General features: G+C 61.3%; 11 protein-coding genes and 1 pseudogene. All 12 read left to right on the top strand.

From position 1 onward, the window contains the following. The first annotated feature begins 21 nt into the window (after nucleotides 1-21). The 12 genes and pseudogenes from GURA_RS13560 to GURA_RS13515 all read left to right on the top strand — a co-directional run bounded on the left by GURA_RS13560 (nucleotide 22) and on the right by GURA_RS13515 (nucleotide 15,986). Entirely contained in the window at nucleotides 22-978 is a 957-nt protein-coding gene (locus tag GURA_RS13560) for a DUF2950 domain-containing protein (RefSeq protein WP_011939517.1), read from the top strand. Nucleotides 979-1,508: 530 nt separating this feature from the next. After that, nucleotides 1,509-2,741 (top strand): efflux RND transporter periplasmic adaptor subunit, encoded by a 1,233-nt coding sequence (locus tag GURA_RS13555; protein WP_011939516.1) that lies wholly within the window; start codon nucleotides 1,509-1,511, stop codon nucleotides 2,739-2,741. Between the two features lie 15 nt (nucleotides 2,742-2,756). Then, entirely contained in the window at nucleotides 2,757-5,969 is a 3,213-nt protein-coding gene (locus tag GURA_RS13550; protein ID WP_011939515.1) for an efflux RND transporter permease subunit, read from the top strand. A 1-nt stretch (nucleotide 5,970) separates the two neighbouring features. Then, nucleotides 5,971-7,461 (top strand): efflux transporter outer membrane subunit, encoded by a 1,491-nt coding sequence (locus GURA_RS13545; RefSeq protein WP_011939514.1) that lies wholly within the window; start codon nucleotides 5,971-5,973, stop codon nucleotides 7,459-7,461. 29 nt (nucleotides 7,462-7,490) lie between these two features. After that, nucleotides 7,491-7,583, top strand: a pseudogene (locus tag GURA_RS23540) (histidine phosphatase family protein); the annotation flags it as partial. A gap of 53 nt (nucleotides 7,584-7,636) precedes the next feature. Further along, the gene (locus tag GURA_RS13540; RefSeq protein WP_011939513.1) at nucleotides 7,637-10,150 is read left to right on the top strand and encodes a glycogen/starch/alpha-glucan phosphorylase; all 2,514 of its coding nucleotides are present in this window, start codon (nucleotides 7,637-7,639) and stop codon (nucleotides 10,148-10,150) included. 225 nt (nucleotides 10,151-10,375) lie between these two features. Beyond that, the gene (locus tag GURA_RS13535; RefSeq protein ID WP_011939512.1) at nucleotides 10,376-11,353 is read left to right on the top strand and encodes a hypothetical protein; all 978 of its coding nucleotides are present in this window, start codon (nucleotides 10,376-10,378) and stop codon (nucleotides 11,351-11,353) included. A 68-nt stretch (nucleotides 11,354-11,421) separates the two neighbouring features. Continuing rightward, nucleotides 11,422-12,489 carry a type I glyceraldehyde-3-phosphate dehydrogenase gene (gene gap / locus GURA_RS13530; protein WP_011939511.1) on the top strand — a complete coding sequence of 356 codons (1,068 nt, stop codon included), beginning with the start codon at nucleotides 11,422-11,424 and terminating at the stop codon, nucleotides 12,487-12,489. 30 nt (nucleotides 12,490-12,519) lie between these two features. After that, complete coding sequence (locus tag GURA_RS22910; protein WP_011939510.1) at nucleotides 12,520-13,203, top strand: SpoIIAA family protein; 684 nt, start codon at nucleotides 12,520-12,522, stop codon at nucleotides 13,201-13,203. A gap of 34 nt (nucleotides 13,204-13,237) precedes the next feature. Further along, complete coding sequence (locus tag GURA_RS24345; protein ID WP_157046207.1) at nucleotides 13,238-13,381, top strand: hypothetical protein; 144 nt, start codon at nucleotides 13,238-13,240, stop codon at nucleotides 13,379-13,381. A gap of 9 nt (nucleotides 13,382-13,390) precedes the next feature. Then, nucleotides 13,391-14,680: an ATP-dependent 6-phosphofructokinase gene (locus tag GURA_RS13520; protein WP_011939509.1), complete on the top strand. Its 1,290-nt coding sequence runs from the start codon at nucleotides 13,391-13,393 to the stop codon at nucleotides 14,678-14,680. A 37-nt stretch (nucleotides 14,681-14,717) separates the two neighbouring features. Next, complete coding sequence (locus GURA_RS13515; RefSeq protein ID WP_011939508.1) at nucleotides 14,718-15,986, top strand: acetate kinase; 1,269 nt, start codon at nucleotides 14,718-14,720, stop codon at nucleotides 15,984-15,986. The last annotated feature ends 2 nt before the right edge of the window (nucleotides 15,987-15,988 follow it).

The following is a 15,988-nucleotide window of genomic DNA, read 5'->3' as shown; positions in this document are numbered from 1 at the left end:
GCCCAAAGACGGGGGAACACCATGACGGTAATGAAATACTGCAAAGACAATCTTTCACGCTGCCTGCTCATACTGTCGGCCATGTTGCTGATCCTGGTTTTGGGAGTGTCAGCCCTGGCAGCGTCTGCGGGGAACAAACAGAAGTCCTTCGCTTCACCGGAGAAGGCGGTGCACAACCTCATTGCCGCCTTGAAGGGTAACGATGACAAGGGGCTGGCAACCGTCCTCGGCCCCGGTTCCCAGTCCCTCATCTCGTCGGGCGACAGGGTAGCGGACCGGGCCGGCAGGGCCGAGTTTGTGAGGCTCTATGAGGAAAAGAACCGGATCGAGCTGGAAAAGCCGGATAAGGCGGTTCTTTCTATCGGCAACCAGGATTATCCTGTGCCGATCCCGGTTGTGAAACGGGGTAATGCCTGGCTCTTCGACACCAGGGCGGGGAAGGAAGAGATCCTCAGCCGGCGGATCGGCCGGAACGAACTGAAGGCAATCGACGTTGCCCATGCATATGTGGATGCCCAGCGCGAGTATGCGTTCAACGAGCGGGGCGGCGTCGAAGTGCTGGAATTCGCCCAGAAATTCCTCAGCACCCCGGGCAAACAGGACGGTCTCTACTGGAAGACGCAGGAAGGCGAAGAGGAAAGCCCACTCGGCCCACTCATAGCCCAGGCAGCCCGGGAGGGGTATACCAAGGGCAAGGACGATAAACCGGTCCCATTCCATGGCTATTACTTCAGGATACTTAAGGCGCAGGAGAGTAATGCCGATGGCGGTGCCTTCAACTACGTGGTGAACGGCCACATGATCCTCGGCTTTGCCCTTGTAGCTTACCCGGCGCAGTACGGGGCATCCGGCATCATGACCTTCATCGTGAACCATGATGGCGTCGTCTACCAGAAAAACCTGGGCAGGAACAGCGCCAAGGTCGCGGCGGCGATGAAGCTTTACGACCCGGACAAGAGCTGGCGGAAAGTCGAATAGAGCGACGTTGCCCGGCGAGCTTCAGAAGGAGCCTGCGGCTGCAAAGGCGGCTGATCAGGGGAGCACGCTCCCGGGAGCGCCATGAAATTATCACCGCGTAACAGTCTGAAAGGGTTCGCAGAATTCTGGTGGTGTGACCGCGGGCTCTCCGTGCTCCTCCTTTCCCTGTTGCTCCTTTTTTTTTCTCTCCTCCTTCATCGAGTCGCATCTGGCTTCGATCCTCATTCTAATCTTCTTTGTCCTCCTTTACAGGGGGAGGATGTGAAGCTTCAGCGGTATGAATCGAAACCTCGATCCCGCTGAGACGAAATGTCGTCTTCCGGATGATATGTCGTCTTCGTTTGAACATTGCCGCCTTCCATGCCACCGCCGGGTTGAGAATATCCCTTTAATATCAATCGGTTCAAGCTCCAGGGGGATGACCGGGCAATGGCATGTTTCTGGAAAGGTATGTGAATGTGAAGCCACGCCATGTACACACGGCACGGAAAAGACCGTTCATCGATCTTTGCCGGATCACGGGGGGTAACATGAAAAGGGTCAGGAACTTTCGGGTTACGTTGTGGTCGGTCAAAGCCGGGGTACGGGTTTTTACAGTCGCTGCCCTATGTCTTGCCGCATTGCTGGCCGGCGGCTGCCACAAGAAAGAACAGGCGGCCGCGCCACCGCCGCCGACGGTAACAGTGACCGAAGTCGTCGCGAAGGACACGCCGATTACCTTCGAATATGTCGCGCAGACCCAGAGTTCGCGACAGGTCAACATTCAGGCCAGGGTGAGCGGCTTTCTCGATAAACGTGTCTATACCGAGGGCGCCATCGTAAAGGCGGGGGATATCCTCTTCCTCATGGACAAGAAACCGTTTCAGGCGCAGCTGGATGGCGCGGCAGCGGCGCTGGCCCGGCAGAAAGCGGCTATGGAAACGGCCCGCCTGAACCTGGAGCGCACCAAGCCGCTCACCGCCCAAAATGCGCTGTCCCAGAAGGACCTGGACGATGCTACCGGTGCGTTCGAGTCGGCAGCGGCAGCCGTGGAGCAGGCCAAGGCCGATTTGCAGACCCAGCAGCTCAATCTCTCCTACTGCACCATCGCCTCCCCCACGACCGGCATCACCGGTGCCGCCATACAGCAGGACGGCGCCTACATCAATGCAATGAACAGCCAGCTCACCACCGTGGCGGTACTCTCTCCCATCTGGGTAAATTTCAGCATTTCCGAGAACGAGTTGAAGAGATACCGCGATCAGGTCGCCAAGGGTGAGATCCGCTCCCCCAGGTACGACAACTACGATATCGAGGTTGTCCTGGTTGACGGGTCCATCTTTCCGCATACCGGCCGGATTACCTTTGCGGCGCCGTCGTTCGATGCGAAGACCGGAACGTTCCTCATCCGCGCCAGCGTCGCCAACCCCAAGGGGATACTCCGCCCGAACCAGTATGTGCGTGCCCGCATGAAGGGGGCCATCAGGCCGAAGGCGATCACCATTCCTCAGCGGGCGGTGCAGCAGGGTGCCAAGGGGCACTTTGTCTGGGTCGTGAACAAGGAGCGCAAGGCGGAATCCCGACCGGTAGTGGTCGGCGACCTGATGGGGGACGACTGGTTCATCACCGAGGGGCTGCGGCCCGGCGACAGGGTGGTTGTCGACGGCGGCCTTGCCCTGCGGCCCGACGTGGTCGTGACGGTGAAGTCCCCTGAAGCTCCGCCCGAAGCCGGGCCGCGCAAGGCCACGGAGCCGAAACCCATCCCGGCGAAGAAGGCCGACTGACAGAGGAGGGGCGCCATGTTTTCAAAATTCTTCATCGAACGGCCGATCTTTGCCACCGTCATCTCGCTCATCATCGTGATTGCCGGTCTCGTGGCGATGAAGGCCCTTCCGGTCGCCCAGTACCCGACGATTACGCCGGTGCAGATCCAGGTAACGACCACCTATCCCGGCGCCGACTCGAAAACGGTCGGCGACTCGGTCGCGGCACCCATCGAGGCGCAGATAAACGGCGCTGACAACCTGCTCTACATGACGTCGACGAGTTCCAATACCGGACAGATGACCATAACGGTCTTCTTTTCTCTCAATACCAACCCCGACATCGCCCAGGTGGATGTGCAGAACCGGGTGAACCTGGCCATGCCGCAGCTTCCCGACGCGGTGAAGCAGTACGGCGTCTCGGTGCAGAAAAAATCGTCCAGCCCCCTGATGATCATCACGTTGTTCAACAAGGATGGCCGCTATAAGCCTGAATACGTGACCAACTATACCAACGTGTACGTACTCGACGCCATCAAGCGGGTTAACGGGGCCGGCCAGGCGCAGATCTTCGGCGTGCCGGACCAGGCGATGCGGATCTGGATGAACCCGGACCGGATGGCCTCCCTCGGCATCACGACGAGCGACATCCAGACTGCGGTAGCGAATCAGAACGCCCTGTTCGGGGCCGGCCAGGTGGGTTCCCAACCGAATGACGGTAAGGTGCAGATGACCTTTCCGGTCGTGACCCAGGCCCCGTTCATCAAGCCCTCGGAGTACGAGAACATCATCCTCCGCGCCAGCCAGGACAGCAGCGCCATCGTCCGCGTCAGAGACGTGGCTCGCGCCGAAACCGGCCGCCGGTCATATATCGACGACAACCGGCTCAATGGGTTTCCGGCGACGCCCATTATCGTCTACCAGCAGGCCGGCGCCAACGGCCTCGAAGTGTCGAAGGGGGTCCGGAAGGTCATGGCGGACCTGAAGAAGACCCTCCCCGAAGGCATCGAATACACTATTTCCCTGGATACGACCGATTTCGTGCGGCTCTCCATCAAAGAGGTGATCCAGACCCTGTTCGAAGCGATCATACTGGTGATACTCGTTGTCTACCTCTTCCTGCAGAGCTTTCGGTCCACGATCATCTGCACGGTCGCGGTTTTCGTCTCGCTGATCGGCACTTTCGCCGGCATGCTCGCCATGGGGTTCTCCATCAACCTGCTGACGCTGTTCGGCATTGTGCTGGCGATCGGCATGGTGGTCGACGATGCGATTGTCGTCGTGGAGAACGTGGAAGCCAAGATGGTGAAGGAACATCTCTCTCCCAAGGAGGCCACCATCAAGGCCATGGAGCAGATCAGCACCTCCCTTGTCGCGGTGGTGCTGGTCATGGCATCGGTCTTCATCCCGGCGGCCTTCCTTCCCGGCACCACCGGTCAGCTCTACAAGCAGTTCGCAATCACCATCGTCGTTTCCGTGGCCCTTTCCGGGTTTGTGGCGCTCACGCTGACCCCGGCCATGTGCGGGTTCCTGCTGAAACACAGCACCCCCCCACAGAAAGGCCCCTTCGCCTGGTTCAACCGGATGTTCGACCGCTTTACCCTGAAATTCGGCGACGCCGTGGTCCTCATGATCAAGCGGATGCCAGTGGCGTTCGTGCTGCTCGCCGTCATGATCTGGGCGCTCGTGCACCTGTTCCGGACGATCCCGACGAGTTTCGTGCCGAACGAGGACCAGGGGTACCTTTTCACGCAAATCCTGATGCCCGACGCGGCCAGCCTGAACCGCACGACGCAGATGGCCGGCAAGGTGGACGCCCTGTTCGCCAAAAACCCGGCCGTGGCGAACCGAACGCAAATCAACGGGTACAGCCTGATCGACAGCCAGTACAAGCCGAATGTGACGACCTTCTTCGTGACGCTCAAAGATTTCGAGGAGCGCTATTCCTCCAAGGAACGCGCCCGCAAGGAGAACGCCAGCGCCGTCCTGAAAGCAATAGGTGGTGAAGCACGGGGCATCAAGGATGGGATAACCATCCCGATCGCGCCGCCGGCAATCCCGGGGATCGGCACTACCGGGGGCTTCGAGTTCTGGATCCAGGACAAGGGTGCCGGGGACCCGGCGCGCCTTTCCGAACTCACCCAGCAGTTTCTCGCCAAGGCCCGCCAGCGCCCCGAGCTTACCGGACTGAACACCACCTTCCGCGCTGCCTCACAGCAGTTGCGGGCTGATGTCGACCGCTCCAAGGCGGTGCTCCTCGGCGTCCCGGTGGCTGACGTCTACAGCGCCCTGCAGGCCCAGTTCGGCTCGATCCAGGTCAGCCAGTACAACCAGTACAGCCGCGTCTGGAATGTCATTCTCCAGTCAGATGCCCCGTACCGCCGGACCCCGGCTGACATCACCCGGCTCTACACGAGGTCAACCAATGGCCAGATGGTGCCATTGTCCGCCGTGGTGACGACCACTTACGTCAGCAACCCCGACCTGATACCACATTTCAACGGCTTTCCGGCCGCCCAGGTGACCGGCAATGCCTCAGCGGGGTTCAGTTCGGGAGAGGCAATCAAGACAATGGAGGCGGTGGCGCGCGAAGTCCTTCCCTCAGGCTATGGCTTCGATTGGTCGGGCATGGCCTACGAGGAAAAGAAATCGGGGGGGACCTCCACCGCCGCCTTTGCCTTCGGCCTCATCATCGTCTTCCTCCTCCTGTCCGCCCAGTTCGAGTCGTGGACCCTCCCCGGTTCCGTCATGACGGCGGTACCGTTCGGTATCCTCGGCGCTCTGACGTTCAACTGGATGCGCGGCCTCAGTAATGATGTCTACTTCCAGATCGGCCTCCTGGTGTTGATCGGCCTGGGGGCGAAAAACGCGGTCCTGCGGGTCACCTTCGCCGTGGAGCTTCGCGAGCAGGGGCTGTCGATCATGGACGCCACGGTCAGGTCCGGCGAGGAGCGGTTCCGGCCAATCATCATGACCTCGCTGGCGTTCATCTTCGGCGTGCTGCCGCTCGCCATCGCCACCGGCGCTGGCGCCAACGCCCGCCACTCCATCGGCACCGGCATCATGGGGGGGATGATCGGCGAGGCCACCCTGGCAATGCTCTACGTGCCGCTCTTCTTCTACATTTTCGACCGGCTCGCCGAGCGGAAGAAGAAAAAGAAGGGCGCTACCGAAACACGCCCGGCCGATACGCCTCCAGGCGAGAGTCCTCCGGAGAGCCTCGGACCTGCACAGGAAGGGGGTGACTGATATGCGCCGACTCTTTATGCTGGCACTTGCCGCCTCCCTGACCGGCTGCATGATGGGCCCGGACTACCGTCGGCCGGTCGTGGACATACCGCAGTCCTTCCAATATGAAGACAAGGATGCCCGGGATACCGTGAATACCCCATGGTGGCAGCAGTTCCAGGACCCGGTGCTCGACGGGCTCATCGCCGAAGCGCTCGCCAACAACAAGAGCGTGAAGATCGCCGCGGCCAACATCGAGCAGGCTGCCGGCGTGCTCACCCAGACCCGCGCGCCACTCTTTCCCCAGGTCAGCTATGCCGGCAGTGCCTCCCGCCAGCGAGTCAGCGAAACCAATGCCACACCTTTCCCGGACGGCGTCTCAAACCCCTTCAATTCGCTGCAGTTGTTTGGCGGTGTCACCTGGGAGCTCGACCTGTGGGGCCGCGTCAGGCGGCTCTCGGAATCGGCCCGCGCAAGCATGTTCGCCTCCCTGGAGGCGCGCCGCGGCGTGATACTCTCCCTGGTCGCCTCGGTGGCGGGCGATTATCTGCAACTGCGCGGCCTCGACGAGCAGCTGGTAATCGCCAAACGCAATCTCTCCGCCTACGCCGAATCGGTCAAGCTCTTCGAGCTGCAGTTCCAGTATGGCCAGATATCCCAGTTGAACGTCGAGCAGGCCCGCACCCAGTACGAGACCGCGGCCTCGACCATCCCGCAGCTCGAATCGCAGATCGTGCAACTGGAGAATGCCCTGTCTATTCTCCTTGGCCGCAACCCGGGACCGATCGCGCGGGGTAAGACGATCTACGAACTGGTGTTTCCCGCCGTTCCGGCCGGCCTCCCGTCACAGCTCCTGGAACGCCGTCCGGATATCGCCCAGGCAGAACAGAACCTGATCGCCGCCAATGCCTTGATCGGAGCGGCCAAGGCCCTCTATTTCCCGACCATCAGCCTGACCGGCAGCTACGGCTATGAGAGCGAAGACCTTTCCAAGCTCTTCCGGGGTCCGTCCCGGGCCTGGAGCTTTGCCGGGTCGTTCACCGGGCCGATCTTCACCGCCGGAGCGATCTCCGGCCAGGTGCATCAGTCTGAGGCGGGGCAGGATGCCGCGCTCATCAGCTACGAGGCGGCGATTCAGAGCGCATTTGCCGATGTGGAAAATGCGCTGATCATCCGCGAGAAGCTTGCCGGGCAAATCCAGGCCCAGGAGCGGCTCGTGAAGGCGAGCCGGGAATACGAGCGACTGGCCAAGCTCCAGTACGACGGCGGCTACGCGCCCTATCTCACCGTTCTCAGTGCGCAGCAGCAACTCTTTCCCGCCGAACTAACCCTTGCCCAGCTGCGCGCATCGGTCTTCACCTCCTATGCCAACCTCTACAAGGCGATGGGAGGGGGTTGGGTGACGGAGGCGGACAGGATGACCGGCGGGCAGACCGCCGCTGTCCCTGCGCCGGCGGGCGCGAACGAGGCGAACAAACCAGGTCAGCCGGCAAGTCCGCTGGCGGGTAAGTGAGGTTTCGGAAAGGTTGAGGAGGATGCGTCATGAAAAAAATCGTGCTGCTGCGTCACAGTGAGAGCCTCTGGAACCGGGAGAACCGCTTCACCGGGTGGACCGACGTGGGGTTGACCGAGCAAATAACTATGCCGGGCTCTTTCTGACGGTACATTATTTCCGGAAAGGATCTATCATGGACACCAAGCTACCCAAGCAAAAGTCTGTTGCCGCGGTGCCGTCTCCGGCCGATGAAGGTCGCGAAGAATTTCGCCGGGGAAGCGCTGTCGATGCCCTTACGCGCGCCATCCTCGATCACCTTTACTTCACCCAGGCGCGGCCCTTGACGCTGGCTACCCGCAACGACTGGTACATGGCCCTGGCATATGCCGTACGCGACCGGATGCTGGACGACTGGCTCAAGTCATTGTCGCACCTGCGGAACAGGGAGCTGAAGATCGTCAGTTACCTCTCGGCCGAATTCCTGATGGGCCCACACCTGGGAAACAACCTGGTGAACCTCGGCATCATGGAGCCGGCCCGGGAGGCACTGGCCGCCCTGGGGCAGGACCTGGACGAGTTGCTCCGCCAGGAGGAGGAGCCGGGCCTCGGCAATGGGGGCCTCGGCAGACTCGCCGCCTGTTACCTGGATTCCCTCGCCACTCTGCGGGTCCCGGCCATCGGCTATGGCATCCGCTACGAGTTCGGGATCTTCGACCAGGAGATCCGCGACGGCTGGCAGGCGGAGAAGACCGACAAGTGGCTGCGCCTGGGAAACCCTTGGGAGATCTGCCGTCCGGAAATAACCTACGAGGTGAAGGTTGGCGGCCACACGGAGCGGTTTACCGACGAGAAGGGGTGCGTGCGGGTGCGGTGGGTGCCGAACAAGGTGGTCAAAGGGGTTGCCTACGACACCCCAGTTGCCGGTTACCGGTCGGGGGTGACGGACCTCTTGCGCCTCTGGAAGTCGGAGGCGGTCGAGTCATTCGACTTCCAGGCGTTCAACGTGGGGGATTACTACCGGGCCGTGGAAGCGAAGATTTTCTCCGAGACCATCTCCAAGGTCCTCTATCCCAACGACGAGCCCGAGATAGGCAAGGCGCTCCGCCTGGGCCAGCAGTACTTCTTCGTCTCCTGTTCGCTCCAGGACATGGTGCGTATCCACCTGTTGCGTGAGAACAGCCTCGACACCTTTGCCGCGAGTTTTGCCGTTCAGTTGAACGATACTCACCCCTCCATCGCCGTGGCTGAACTGATGCGGCTTCTTGTGGATGAGCACCAGTTCGAGTGGGATGCGGCCTGGCAGATCACCCGCGCTACCCTGGCATACACCAATCACACCCTCCTGCCCGAGGCCCTTGAGAAGTGGCCGCTGCCGCTTTTCGCTTCCATCCTCCCCCGACACCTGGAGATCATCTACGAGATCAACCGGCGCTTCCTCGACGAGGTGCGCCTGGTGCACCAGGGGGACGACCAACTGGCCGCGCGCCTGTCGATCATCGACGAAAATGGCGAGCGTTACGTGCGTATGGCCCATCTGGCCTCCGTCGGCAGTCACGCCATCAACGGGGTGGCTGCGCTCCACACGGAGCTTCTGAAACAGACGGTCCTCAAGGACTTCTACGAGATCCATCCGGAGCTTTTCCGCAACGTGACGAACGGCGTGACCCCCCGGCGCTGGATGGTGCTCAGCAACCCCGGCCTCACCCGGCTCATCACGGAGAGGATCGGCGACGGCTGGGTGACCAATCCCGATGAATTGCGGGGGCTGGAGCCCTTTGTCGCGGACCAGACCTTCCAGAGCGCCTGGCAGAAGGTCAAGAGAGAAAACAAGAGCGTCCTGGCAGGTGTGATCAAAGCGCGGACCGGCATCGTTGTCGATCCCGCCAGCCTGTTCGATGTCCTGGTGAAACGCATCCACGAGTACAAGCGGCAACACCTCAAGGTGCTCCACATCATCACCCTCTACAACCGGATCAAGCATGATCCGCAGGCCGACGTGACGCCGCGGACCTTCATCTTCGGCGGCAAGGCTGCTCCCGGCTACTTCATGGCCAAGCTGATCATAAAGCTCGTCAACTCGATGGGGGAGGTGGTCAACAGCGATCCGGACGTGGCGGACCGCCTGAAGGTGGTCTTCTTCCCCGACTTCAACGTCACCAACGGGCAGATGGTCTATCCAGCCGCCGACCTGTCCGAGCAGATCTCCACCGCGGGAAAGGAGGCGTCGGGGACCGGCAACATGAAATTTTCGCTGAACGGCGCCCTCACCATCGGCACCCTGGACGGTGCCAACGTGGAGATTCGCGAGGAAGTCGGCGCGGAGAACTTCTTCCTGTTCGGCCTGACGGCCGCAGAGGTCAGCGACCTGAAGAGCGGTGGGTACGACCCGCGGAAATGGTACGGGGAGAAGACGGAGCTGCGGGAGGCGATCGACCAGATAGCCGGCGGGCTTTTCTCCCACGGCGACCGGGGCCTGTTTCAGCCGCTGGTGGAGCATCTCCTCAACCGCGACGACTACCTGCTGCTGGCCGACTACCAGGCCTACATCGACTGTCAGGATCGGGTAAGCGCGGCATTCCGTGACCGGAAGCGGTGGACGGAGATGTCGATCCTGAACGTCGCCCGGATGGGAAAATTCTCCTCCGACCGGGCGATCCGGGAGTACTGCAGCGACATCTGGCAAGCTTCGCCGCTGCCGCAAGACTAGTTAGTTTCTGTCCGGAAAGGGTGCTTTTCCGCCCTGGCTGTGTCAATCTGCGGGTTTGCTTGTGCGGCGTACCGATGTACGCCTCCGCGCAACCCCTTGATTTCCTTGCCAGGACAAAAAATCCCCGCTTTCCGAATCAGAAACCAATAGTTTCTCATCCGGGGTTTCCGGATGGAAACTAGTTAAGAATTCAGGAAAGATTTCTCCTGAGAGAGGAAGCACAGGATGTTACGGTTCCTGCAATCCATATTCGGCGGAGTAGAGCAGGGGCGCTACCCCGAGTCGCTCGTCAAGGCAGCGATCGAGCGGGCCGTGGACGGCACCGACCCGTGGCTGCGCGCATTATCCGGTTACAAGAAGAAGCTGCGGCCAGCGGTTGTGCGGGCCATCGATCATGTGGTGGCGCTGGTGAACGCGCTGCCGTCGCCCATTGCCGTAAGCTCAGGAAGCTATGGCAGCGATCCCCGGCTTAAAGCCTTTTTCATGTCTACCGCCGAGATGCGTCAGATCTTGGGCAGCGACCGGAACCTGGCCGATTTCCTGAAGGAGCCGGCCGCCGCCGCTTCACAGGTTATTGCCCTGCTGATGATGGAAATGCAGGAGAGGGTGGGATTCGGCGTTGCACTTTCCGGCGACGTCGTCGTGCACGACGTGCCCCAGGTGACGGTGAGTTTCGTGGGCCATCGTCTGATCGACCCGTCAGAGAACGAAGAAAAGACCCGCCGGCAGCTGATGCGGCGGGCATACGATCATCTGCTCAGCATCGCGCTCGGTCGCATCGCGATAGTCAAGGGGGAGCGCGAAGACCTGGAGCGGCGCCGCGCGCTCCTCAATGCCAAGCTCGACCTCCTCCAGCGCGGGGGGTGGGGGTTCGATGAGACCGGTTCCGCCGGGGTACCGCCTTCCGCCGCGTTGGAGGAGCAGCTCGCGCAGATTGAGGCAGAGCTGGAGGAAGTCGGGGGCGATGACCGGATGCTCGATGTCTATCTGGGCATCGTGGCCGACGTGCTTGGCCGGCCTGAGGAGTATCTCTGGTCAGGGCTGGAAACGTTGATCGTCGATCGCCTGGGGATCAAGCGGAGCGAGCCGGCGGACGACGCGCCCGAGCTTACTCTCGGTGTGCTGTACAACTCCGTGGGGCAAAACCGGGTCGTGACGCTGGTCGCCCTTCCCGGCGAGGAGCTGCGGCGTGCTCCGGGGTGAGCCGGCTCCTGTTGTCGCGGATCTGCGGGAATGCGGCGAGAAAACAAATAACGCCAAAGGAGGCAGGAATGGGAGCGAGAGTGGCAATCAACGGTTTCGGAAGAATCGGCAGGCTTGTCCTTATGGCCATGGCCGAGCAGGGACTCCTCGGCAAGGGGATAGACCTCGTCGCCGTCGTCGATGTGAGTACCGATGCGAAATACTTCGCCTACCAGTTGAAGTATGACTCTGTACATGGCCGTTTTTGCGGGGAAGTGGCGACGGCGAAGAGCAATTCTTCTCTGGAGGAAGACGATCTCCTCGTCCTGAACGGGAATCGGATCAAGTGCGTGGCCGCTGCCAAATCGCCCGATCTCCTTCCTTGGCGGGAGCTGTCGGTCGACTACGTGATCGAATCGACCGGTTTGTACACTGATATCGCCAAAGCCGAGCTGCACCTTGCGGCTGGCGCCAGGAAGGTCGTCATTACCGCGCCTGGGAAAGGAAACCTGAAAACCTTCGTGATGGGTGTGAACGAAGGAGAGTATGACCCCAGTACCCACCACGTGGTCTCCAATGCTTCCTGCACGACCAACTGTCTTGCCCCCCTGGTGCACGTCCTGTTGAAGGAAGGGGTGGGGATCGAGTCCGGGCTGATGACCACGATCCATTCGTACACGGCTACGCAGAAGACCGTCGATGGCCCGTCCAAAAAGGATTGGCGCGGCGGCAGGGCCGCTGCCATCAACATCATCCCGGCGACGACCGGGGCAGCCAAGGCGGTGGGAGAAGTGCTGCCGGCGGTTAAGGGGAAACTGACGGGGATGGCGTTCCGCGTTCCCACCCCCGATGTCTCGGTGGTCGACCTGACCTTCCGCTCGGAGCGGGAGACCTCCATCGAGGAAATAGACGGGCTGATGAAACGGGCTTCCGAGACCTATCTCAATGGGTTCCTCGAATACGTGAACGAGGAACTGGTCTCCACCGATTTCATACATTCGAAAAGCTCCTCCATCTACGACTCTCTCGCCACTCTGCAGAACAACCTGAAGGGAGAGAAGAGGTTGTTCAAGGCCGTTTCCTGGTACGACAACGAATGGGGATATTCCCATCGGGTGGTTGATCTGCTCAGGCATATGATCTCAAGGCAGGGCTGATTCACCGGCAAAGCTTTTCACGGAGTCCACATGAAACGGGCACTCTTTCTTCTTGCCTTCCTGGCAGCCGCATTCATCCCGATGCCATCCCTTTCGGGAGAGGCTGCGCACACGCCGGCAAAGAGTGCCCCGGTCAAGGAAACTTTCGCCAAGACCGCCCCGGTCATGCTCGACAGAGCGGATCCGGGTGCTGTTCCGGAGAATGCATACAGCGGTCGAAGCTGGGGAAGGGCGATCGTTCCGCTTTCAGAAGGTCGAGATTCTCCGTCTCGAACAGGTCAGAGCGCTTCTTGTCGGTGGAATTCGGGCTGCGGCAGAGATCACAAATTGAGAGGAACTCTTATGGGCGCAACAATTCAGCAGGACAAGAGCGGTGTATGGGTGGTGCGCATTACCGGAGCGCTGCGAAAGGAAGAGATGGACGCTATCCAGGCTGTGGGGATCAAGGCTGCCGGCCTCAGAGCGCAAAATCCCGAAGACGTCAAGTTGCTGGTCATGGTTGGAGAGGATTTTTGCGGCTGGGTGGGAGGGGAAGTCTGGAACGATATGACGTTTTTTGTGCATTACGGCGACAGGATCGCGAAGATTGCGATCGTCGGCGATCCCAAATGGGAAACCAGAATGCTGATGTTCACGGGAGCAGGCTTTCGGCGCGCACCGGTGAAATACTTTGCCGAAAACCGCCTTGCTGAAGCACGCGCCTGGCTGGAGTGAAGACGGACGCGATCCAAGGGAAGAATTATGCCGGTTGCCGATTTCAAAGTCTACTGCGAGATGCTCGACCGGGCAAGGGCGCAACTACCTGGCACTGGCCGAGACGGCCATGGCCGAGCGGGTGAAACGGTGCGGTGACGGAGCTGCGGGGAACCGGCACTACGATGTTCAAGGGTAAGGGGGTGCCATGACTGACCAGGATCTGGACTTCACCATCGAGCGGCTCGGCGAGTGCCGCTTTCCGTCGCCCATGCGCAAAGGCCGGTTTGCCGGCGACGGCGAGCGGATCATGTACCACTCCCGCTTCGATGACATGAAACCGTACCTCGCAGCGGGAGCGGAGCCGCCGGCGCTGGAACTGGCCGGGCCGCGGGAACGGATCTTCTTCGACCCGGCGACCATCGCCTGCGGCATTGTGACATGCGGCGGCCTCTGCCCGGGGATCAACAACGTGATCCGCGCAGTTGTGCTGAGCCTCTACCATCACTACGGCGTTCGGCGAATCTACGGCTTCCGCTACGGCTACGAAGGTCTGGTGAAGCGCCTCGGTCACAACCCCCTCGATCTTACCCCCGAGGTGGTGGAGCGCATCGGCGAGATGGGGGGGACGATTCTCGCCTCTTCCCGGGGGCCACAGGATCCGGCCGAAATGGTCGACAACGTGGAGGAACTGGGAATCGGCATCCTCTTCGCCATCGGCGGGGACGGCACCCTGAAGGGGGCAGGGAAGATAGCCGGGGAGGCGGCCCGGCGGGGGCGTCCCATCAGCGTCATCGGCATCCCGAAGACCATCGACAATGACATTTCCTTCATCCAGACGACTTTCGGTTTTGAAACCGCCGTAGCCGAGGCGAAACTGGCTACCTACGCCGCCAACACCGAGGCCCTCGGGGCAAAGAACGGCATCGGTCTGGTGAAGCTCATGGGGCGCGACTCGGGATTCATCGCCGCGTACACGGCACTGGTGGACAGCCAGGTGAATTATTGCCTGGTCCCCGAGGTACCCTTCACCCTGCCGGGACTGCTCCGAAGCCTGGAGGAGCGGCTTACGGCACGGGGGCACGCGGTGATCGTCGTGGCAGAGGGGGCCGGCCAGGAACTCCTGGCAGCCACGGGGGGGCGCGATGCCTCGGGCAATGTCAAGCTGGGCGACATCGGGACGTATCTGCGGGACGCCATCAAGGAGCATTTCGCACGCAGCGGACGGGAGATCAATCTCAAGTATATCGACCCGAGCTACATCATCCGGAGCCAGCCGGCAAATCCCCACGATTCGGCCCTCTGTCTCCTGCTTGGTCACAACGCGGTGCACGCGGGGATGGCGGGGCGGACCAACATGGTGGTGGGGTTCTGGAACAACCAGTTTACCCATGTGCCGATCGATCTTGCCACGCGGCAGAGGAAGAAGATCGACCCCGATGGGTGGCTCTGGAGCAGCGTGCTTGCCTCCACCGGTCAGCCACGGGACATACGCTGACATTCGGCCGGAGCGCCTGGCGAGAGGGAGGTAGATTATGTCTGAGCGTCACGACATCGAAGAGTCCCTGTCCGGGGAAAAAGGCACGAAAGTCGGGGTCATCAACTGCGGTAGCTCCTCGATCAAGTACGAGGTGTTCGACCGGAAAAAGCGGACAAAGCTTGCCACGGGGCTGGTGGAAAGGATCGGCAGCGCGGAGGGGCGCATGCGCCAGAGCCGCCTGCAGGCGGACGGCACCTTCGTCGAGCAGGTGCATATGAAGCCCCTCGCCGATCACCATGAGGCCTTCAATTTCATGGTGGACATGAACCGGGAGAACCGGATCATCCGGGACGACGCGGAGCTCTTCTGCGTCGGCCATCGCGTGGTGCACGGCGGGGAGCTGTTCCGGGAGCCGGCCATAGTCGATGACGAGGTCGTGGCAGCCATCGAGAGGCTCATTCCGCTGGCCCCGCTCCACAACCCCTCCAATCTCCTCGGCATCGAAGCGGCCCGGATGCGCTTCCACGGAATTCCGCAGGTGGCGGTCTTCGACACGGCGTTCCATCAGACGCTCCCTCCGGCTGCCTATCGCTATGCCTTGCCCCATGAACTCTACGAGAAGTACCAGGTCCGCAGGTACGGGTTTCACGGGGCCTCCCATGCCTTTGTCGCACGGGAAGCGGCGCAATTCCTGGGGCACCCTATGGAAGAGCTCAACCTCATCACCCTGCATCTCGGCAACGGTGCCAGCGTCGCTGCCATCCGGGCAGGGGAGTGCATCGACACCTCCATGGGGATGACCCCCCTGGAAGGTCTCGTCATGGGAACGCGCAGCGGCGACCTCGACCCGGCGATACCTTTCTATCTCATCCGGCAGCTGGCACTGACGCCCGAGAAGGTGGAAAACCTCCTGAACAAGGAAAGCGGGCTCAAAGGTGTCTGCGGCTTTTCCGACATGCGGGAGATCCAACAACGGGCCAGCGAAGGGGACGAACGTGCCGCGCTGGCCTTCGACATGTTCTGCTACCGGGTCAGGAAGTACATCGGTGCGTACTGTGCCGTGCTCGGCCGTCTCGATGCCATGATCTTCACCGGCGGTATCGGGGAAAACTCGGCGGCGGTGCGCAGCGCAGTGTGTGCCGGTTTGCGGAACCTCGGGATTTCCGTGGACGCACGGAAGAACGGCGCAGTGGCGGGGAAGGCCGCAGAGATTCAGGAGGAAGAAACCGCAGTCAGGGTCCTCGTTGTGCCCACCAATGAGGAACTGGAAATCGCGCTCCAGGCCGAAGCGGTCATCGAAAAGCGTATGAAAACGGGGCAATAAAC

Source organism: Geotalea uraniireducens Rf4 (assembly GCF_000016745.1).
In the GTDB taxonomy this organism is placed as follows: Bacteria; Desulfobacterota; Desulfuromonadia; order Geobacterales; family Geobacteraceae; genus Geotalea; species Geotalea uraniireducens.
The sequence above is the reverse complement of the archived record's forward strand: the minus strand, read 5'-3'. Positions and strand labels throughout refer to the sequence as shown.